The sequence below is a fragment of the Salipiger sp. PrR002 genome, from assembly GCF_010500775.1.
In the GTDB taxonomy this organism is placed as follows: domain Bacteria; phylum Pseudomonadota; class Alphaproteobacteria; order Rhodobacterales; family Rhodobacteraceae; genus Salipiger.
Window position 1 is genome coordinate 1 of sequence record NZ_JAAGOU010000064.1, and the last position, 6,870, is coordinate 6,870.

General features: G+C 66.7%; 6 protein-coding genes. All 6 read left to right on the forward strand.

The features are described from left to right. The first annotated feature begins 56 nt into the window (after positions 1–56). The 6 genes from G0A00_RS25730 to G0A00_RS25755 all read left to right on the forward strand — a co-directional run bounded on the left by G0A00_RS25730 (position 57) and on the right by G0A00_RS25755 (position 6,753). The gene (locus G0A00_RS25730) at positions 57–740 is read left to right on the forward strand and encodes an adenylate kinase (RefSeq protein ID WP_164185529.1); all 684 of its coding nucleotides are present in this window, start codon (positions 57–59) and stop codon (positions 738–740) included. Between the two features lie 56 nt (positions 741–796). After that, entirely contained in the window at positions 797–1,084 is a 288-nt protein-coding gene (locus G0A00_RS25735; protein ID WP_164185528.1) for a DUF4212 domain-containing protein, read from the forward strand. A gap of 6 nt (positions 1,085–1,090) precedes the next feature. Beyond that, complete coding sequence (locus G0A00_RS25740) at positions 1,091–2,872, forward strand: sodium:solute symporter family protein (protein WP_164185527.1); 1,782 nt, start codon at positions 1,091–1,093, stop codon at positions 2,870–2,872. Positions 2,873–2,986: 114 nt separating this feature from the next. Then, positions 2,987–4,810 (forward strand): DUF294 nucleotidyltransferase-like domain-containing protein, encoded by a 1,824-nt coding sequence (locus G0A00_RS25745; RefSeq protein WP_164185526.1) that lies wholly within the window; start codon positions 2,987–2,989, stop codon positions 4,808–4,810. Positions 4,811–4,843: 33 nt separating this feature from the next. Then, on the forward strand, positions 4,844–5,350 hold the full coding sequence (locus tag G0A00_RS25750) for a hypothetical protein (protein WP_164185525.1): 507 nt from the start codon (positions 4,844–4,846) through the stop codon (positions 5,348–5,350). Beyond that, positions 5,347–6,753 (forward strand): PolC-type DNA polymerase III, encoded by a 1,407-nt coding sequence (locus G0A00_RS25755; protein WP_164185524.1) that lies wholly within the window; start codon positions 5,347–5,349, stop codon positions 6,751–6,753. The genes G0A00_RS25750 and G0A00_RS25755 overlap by 4 nt, the downstream gene beginning before the upstream one ends. Positions 6,754–6,870: the final 117 nt, after the last annotated feature.

The window sequence follows — 6,870 nt, forward strand, 5'->3', positions numbered from 1 at the left end:
GATCCCTCGGTCGTCGATGACCTCATCGAAAACCGCGCCAACAATGGGTGAGCGAGATGGATGGACAGACCGTGACCCGCGCCCCCGTGCTTATCCTTCTCGGCCCTCCGGGGGCCGGGAAAGGCACCCAAGCCCGCAAGCTCGAAGAGACATACGGGCTGGTTCAACTCTCCACCGGCGATCTGCTGCGCGCCGCCGTGGCGCAGGGCACCGAGGCGGGCAAAGCCGCCAAGGCGGTGATGGACGCCGGCGGGCTGGTGAGCGACGAGATCGTCATCGCCATCCTGCGCGACCGCATCAAGGCGCCCGACTGCGCCAGCGGCGTGATCCTCGACGGGTTTCCGCGCACCACCGTGCAGGCCGAGGCGCTGGACGCGCTGCTTGCCGAGAGCGGGCAGAAGATCAATGCGGCGATCAGCCTTGAGGTGGATGATGCTGCCATGGTGGACCGAATCTCGGGCCGCTACACCTGCGCCGCTTGCGGCGAGGGCTATCACGACACGTTCAAGACGCCCAAGGAGGCGGGCGTCTGCGACACCTGCGGCGGGACAGAGATGAAGCGCCGTGCCGATGACAAAGCGGAAACGGTGGCCTCGCGTCTCGAGGCCTATCACGCCCAGACCGCCCCGCTGATCGGCTACTACGAAAGCAAAGGCGCCCTGAGCCGTATCGACGCAATGGGCAAGATCGAGGAGATCGCCGCCGGGCTCGGCGCGATCGTCGAAAAAGCGACGGGCTGAGCCGTCGGAGGCCGCTCAAAGGAGGGGCGGCCGCATTTTCAGGAGGAGGAACCGCCATGGCGGATCAATCAACGCACCATGCGCATGGCGCCGAAGAGGCCGGCAAGGCCTACTGGTCGGCCAACCTGCGTCTCATCTTCATCAGCCTGATCATCTGGGCGCTCTGCAGCTTCGGCTTCGGCATTCTGCTGCGCCCGATGCTCTCGGGCATCTCGGTCGGCGGCTCGGACCTCGGGTTCTGGTTCGCCCAGCAGGGCAGCATCATCGTCTTCCTGGCACTGATTTTCTTCTACGCCTGGCGGATGAACAAGCTCGACCTTGAATACGGCGTGGACGAGGAGTAAGGCGCCATGGATCAGTTTACCATCAACCTGCTGTTCGTGGGCGCATCCTTCGCGCTCTACATCGGCATCGCGATCTGGGCCCGCGCAGGTTCCACGTCGGAATTCTACGCCGCCGGACGCGGCGTGCACCCGGTCACCAACGGTATGGCGACGGCGGCGGACTGGATGTCGGCGGCTTCTTTCCTGTCGATGGCGGGCCTCATCGCCTTCACCGGCTATGACAACTCGGCCTATCTGATGGGCTGGACCGGCGGCTATGTGCTGCTGGCGCTGCTGCTCGCGCCCTATCTGCGCAAGTTCGGCAAATTCACCGTCTCCGAGTTCATCGGCGACCGGTTCTATTCGCCGACCGCACGCCTCGTGGCCGTGATCTGCCTGATCATCGCCTCGACCACCTATGTGATCGGTCAGATGACCGGCGTCGGCGTGGCCTTCGGCCGCTTCCTCGAGGTGTCGAGCACCACCGGTCTGCTGATCGGCGCGGTGATCGTGTTTGCCTACGCGGTGTTCGGCGGCATGAAGGGCGTGACCTACACGCAGGTGGCGCAATACATCGTGCTGATCCTCGCCTACACGATCCCGGCGATCTTCATCTCGCTGCAGCTGACCGGCAACCCGATCCCGGGTCTCGGCCTTTTCGGCACCGATCAGGCCTCGGGTGAGCCGCTGCTGGCCAAGCTCGACCAGATCGTGCGCGAACTGGGCTTCGGCGAGTACACCGCCCACAATGGCGACACGCTCAACATGGTGCTCTTCACCCTGTCGCTGATGATCGGCACCGCGGGCCTGCCCCACGTGATCATGCGCTTCTTCACCGTGCCCAAAGTGGCCGACGCGCGCTGGTCCGCTGGCTGGGCGCTGGTGTTCATCGCCCTGCTCTATCTGACGGCCCCGGCCGTGGGTGCCATGGCACGCCTCAACATCACCCAGCAGTTCTGGCCGGAAGGCACTGCGGGTCAGGCTGTCTCGCTCGAGCAGATCGAGAGCGACCCGGCCTATGACTGGATGGCCACCTGGCAGCAGACCGGCCTTCTGGGCTGGGAAGACCTCAACGGCGACGGTCGCATCCAGTACTACAACGACAAGAACGCCGCGATGCAGGAGAAGGCTACCGCTGAAGGCTGGGCTGGCAACGAGCTGACCAACTTCAACAACGACATCCTCGTGCTCGCCAACCCCGAGATCGCCAACCTGCCGAGCTGGGTCATCGGCCTCGTCGCTGCCGGGGGTCTCGCCGCCGCGCTTTCGACCGCCGCTGGCCTGCTGCTCGCGATTTCCTCGGCGGTCAGCCACGACCTGATCAAGGGCCAGATCAACCCGGCGATCAGCGAAAAGGGCGAACTGCTGTCGGCACGGATCGCCATGGCCGTGGCCATTGCCGTCGCCACCTGGCTGGGTCTCAACCCCCCGGGCTTCGCGGCGCAGACCGTGGCGCTGGCCTTCGGCCTTGCCGCAGCCTCGATCTTCCCGGCGCTGATGATGGGCATCTTCTCGAAGGTGAACAACAAGGGTGCCGTGGCAGGTATGGTCACAGGTCTGGTGGTCACGCTGATCTACATCTTCCTGCACAAGGGCTGGTTCTTCATCCCCGACACCAACAGCTTCACCGACGCGGATCCGCTGCTTGGCACCGTCAAGTCGACCTCGTTCGGCGCGGTGGGGGCACTGGTGAACTTCGCGGTGGCCTTCACGGTCTCGGCGATGACCAAGCCGATCCCGCGGGAAATCTCCGAGCTGGTGGAAAGCGTGCGCGTGCCGCGCGGTGCCGGTGCGGCGCAGGATCACTGATCCTTGAGCGGTCGGAGCATGGGCGCTGCGGCACCCATGCACTATGCAAATCTCCCGCCCCGCGCTATGCCGGGGCGGGATTTTTCTTAACGATACGCACCTGCGGAGCCGCAAATGCCCCTTCAGCCCGACGACCTGCGCCGTTTCCTGACCTCGGTGCACCCCTATGACGCGCTGGACCCCGACGCGCTCGATGTGCTGGTGCCGCAGTTCCTGATCCGGCAGTACAAGCCCGGCGAAGAGGTCTATGCCGCCGGTGTGCAGCTTGAAGGGCTCTACCTCGTGCTGTCGGGACAGGTGGAAATTCGCGACGAGAACGGCGTCGCCGTCTCGCTGCTCGGCCAGCGCAACTCTTTTGGCGAGCGCGGGCTGATGCGGGACGGCACCGCCGCCACCACCGCAAGCGCGCTCGACGACACCACGCTGCTGCTGCTGCCAACCTATGCCTTCCGCGAGCTGATTGCCGAGCACACCGCCGCCCGGCGCTTCTTTGACCGCTCGCGCGCCGCGCGCCCGCAAAAGACCGATCTGGCGCACAGCCGGGTGGAGTCGCTGATGGCCCGCGCGCCGCTGACCGTTCCGCCCGAGACCCCCGCGCAAGAGGCCGCGCTGCTGATGCGCGAGGAAGGCGTCTCGTCGCTTTGCGTGACCAATGCGCGCGATCTGATCGGCATCGTCACCATTCGCGACATCTCGAACAAAGTGGTGGCCGGTGGGCTCGACACCAACACCCCGGTCTCCGAGATCATGACCTATGAGCCGGTCACCCTGCCGCCCTCGGCCATCGGCTCGGACGTGCTGCACATGATGGTCGAGCGGCGCATCGGCCACGTCCCGGTCACCGAGGCCGGGCAATTGGTGGGCATCGTCACCCAGACCGACCTCACCCGGTTTCAGGCGGTCAGCTCGGCCGAACTGGTCGCCGCGATCTCGCGCGCCCGCAGCGCCGAAGAGATGGCCGAGACCACCGCGCGCATCCCGCAGCTGCTGGCGCAGTTGGTTGCGGGTGGCAACCGTCACGAAGTCACGACCCGGCTGATCACCGACATCGCCGACACGGTGACGCGCCGCCTTCTGGCGCTGGCCGAGGAAGACCTCGGCACCGCGCCCGTGCCGTGGCTGTGGCTCGCCTGCGGCTCGCAGGGGCGGCAGGAACAGACCGGCGTGTCGGATCAGGACAACTGCATGATCCTTGACGACAGCGCCAGCGAACGCGACATGGAATACTTCGCGGAGATGGCGAAGTTCGTCTGCGATGGCCTTGATAAGGCAGGATATTACTACTGCCCCGGTGACATGATGGCGACCAACCCGCGCTGGCTGCAGACGGTGTCGAAATGGCGCGAATACTTCCGCGGCTGGATCGGCACGCCCGATCCCGAGGCGCAGATGCTCGCCTCGGTGATGTTCGACCTCCGCCCCATCGGCGGCACCAAATCGCTCTATGAGGACCTGCAGGAAGAGACTTTGGAGGCGGCCTCGAAGAATTCGATCTTCACCGCGCATATGATCTCCAACTCGCTCAAGCACACGCCGCCTCTGGGGCTGCTGCGCGGCTTTGCGACGATCCGCTCGGGCGAGCATAAGAACACCGTCGATCTCAAGCACAATGGCGTGGTGCCGGTGGTCGATCTGGCGCGGGTCTACGCGCTGCAGGCGCGGCTGCCCGAGGTCGGCACGCGCGCCCGCATCGAGGCTGCGATCGCCGCTGGCGCCGTGTCCGGCTCGGGCGGGCAGGATCTGCTGGATGCCTATGATTTGATTGCCGAAACGCGGCTCGAACATCAGGCGGGTCTGGTCAAACGTGGCGAAAAGCCCGACAATTATCTTGCGCCAACCACGCTGTCGGATTTCGAGCGCAGCCACCTGCGCGACGCCTTCGTGGTGGTCAAATCGATGCAATCGGCCATCGGCCACGGGCGCGGCATGCTGAGTTGACGCGGGCCTGAGAAAGGACCTGAGGGGGGAGAGATGTTCTACGAATTGATCGCGGTGCTGGTGGCGGGCGTGGCCGGTGCGGGCGTGGTGATGCTGCTGAGCAAGGCCAGCCGGGGCCGTCTGCCCCGCTGGGCGATCCCGGTGGGCGCGGGGCTGGCCATGCTGGGCGCCTCCATCGCCAGCGAATACGGCTGGTATGACGCCACCGCGCGCGCGCTTCCGGGCGGTGTCGAGGTGGTCGAGACCCATGCTTCAAGCGCGGCTTGGCGGCCTTGGACCTATGCGTGGCCGATGACCGACCGCTTCATCGCCGTGGATGCCGCCGGGCGGCGCGAGAACGCGCAAACGCCGGGGCTCTATCTCGCCGATCTCTACTTCTTCGCGCGCTGGCACCCGACGCAGGTGGTTGAAATCATGGTCGATTGTCCCGGTCTGCGCCGTGCCGACCCGATGGGCGGCGATGGCGGTGATCCGCGCTGGCGCGAGGTCGGAGCCGAGGACGCGATCCTGTCGGCGGTCTGCTCGGAGCGCGCCGCATGAGCAAGCTGAGCCTGCGCTTCCGCGTCTTCCTCTTCTTCGCATTGCTCGCCGTCGGCGGCGCGGGGATCGTGGCGCTGTCGCTCTGGCTCGGCTATGGACGCGCGCTGGCCACCACCTCGGGCAATGGGTTCTTCTTCGCCGGGGTTCTGGCGGTCTTCGGCATCGTCGCGCTGTGCACCGGCATCTGGCTGCTGTTCGACGAGAATATCGCGAAGCCGGTTGAGAGCCTCGCCGCCGAAATGCGCATCCGTGCCCATGCCGGGATCGACAAGCAGGTCGACACCCATGGCGCGCGCTATCTGGGCGATCTGGCCCATGCCGCGCAGGCGGTCTCGGCCAAGCTGGGCGAGACGGCGCTGCAAAGCGCGCAGCGGGTGGCGGATGAGACCGCACAACTGGCGGCGGACAAGGCGCGGCTCACCGCCCTGCTCACCGAGATCCCCGTGGCCACCATCATGGTCAGCCCCAAGGGCCAGATCGTGCTCTACGACGGTCAGGCCGCCGAGGTGCTGTCGCAGATCCACGTGCCGCGCCTCAACGCGGCGATCACGGATTACTTCCTCGCCTCGGGCGTCGAGGCCGCCGTGCGCGAGTTGCACCGCACGGGCCGCGAGGTCGCGCTCACCCTGCGGTCGGTGGACGAGGCGCAAAGCTACGACGGGCGGATGAAACCGCTCGACGGTGGCGGCTACCTGCTGATCATCGAGGGGGCCCACGCCAGCATCGCCCCCGAGGCCGAGCGCCCGCTGGTCTTCGACTTCTCGCTGCTCACCGCCCATGCGCCCGAGGCGATCGAGGAGACGCCGCTGCGCGCCCTCACCTATGTGGTCTTCGACACCGAGACGACCGGGCTTTTGCCGCATAAGGACGAGGTGGTGCAGATCGGCGCGGTGCGCGTGGTGGGCGGGCGCATCGTGCCGGGCGAGCGGATCGACCAGCTTGTCGATCCCGGCGCGCCGATCCCGCCCTCTTCGACCAAAGTGCACCGGGTGACCGACGCCATGGTGCGCGGCAAGCCCGATATCTTCGAGGCCGGGCGGCGGTTCCACCATTTCGCCCGCAACGCGGTGATCGTGGCGCATAATGCGCCTTTCGACATGGCCTTTCTGCGCCGCCATCAAGCGCGCATGGGGGTGGAGTGGACCAATCCGATCCTCGACACGGTGCTGCTGTCTGCGGTGCTCTTCGGCACCACCGAGACGCATACGCTGGACGCGCTCTGCGAGCGGCTCGGCGTGACCATCCCGCCCGAGTTGCGGCATACGGCGCTTGGCGATGCGCAGGCCACGGCTGAGGTGCTGGTCAGGATGCTGCCGATGCTCGAAGCGCGGGGGATGACCACCTTCGGCGCGGTGGTGGAGCAGACGCGGCAGCACGGCAGACTTCTGGAAGACCTGAACTGAGGCTGTCGAGCGCCGCCTGAAGCGCCCCGCGCGGAAGCTGCGCCAGCGGCACCGCCCGCAGCCCGTCCAGCCGCGGCGCAAGCGCGCGCAGCGCGGCGTCGAGCGCCACGGCGCGCG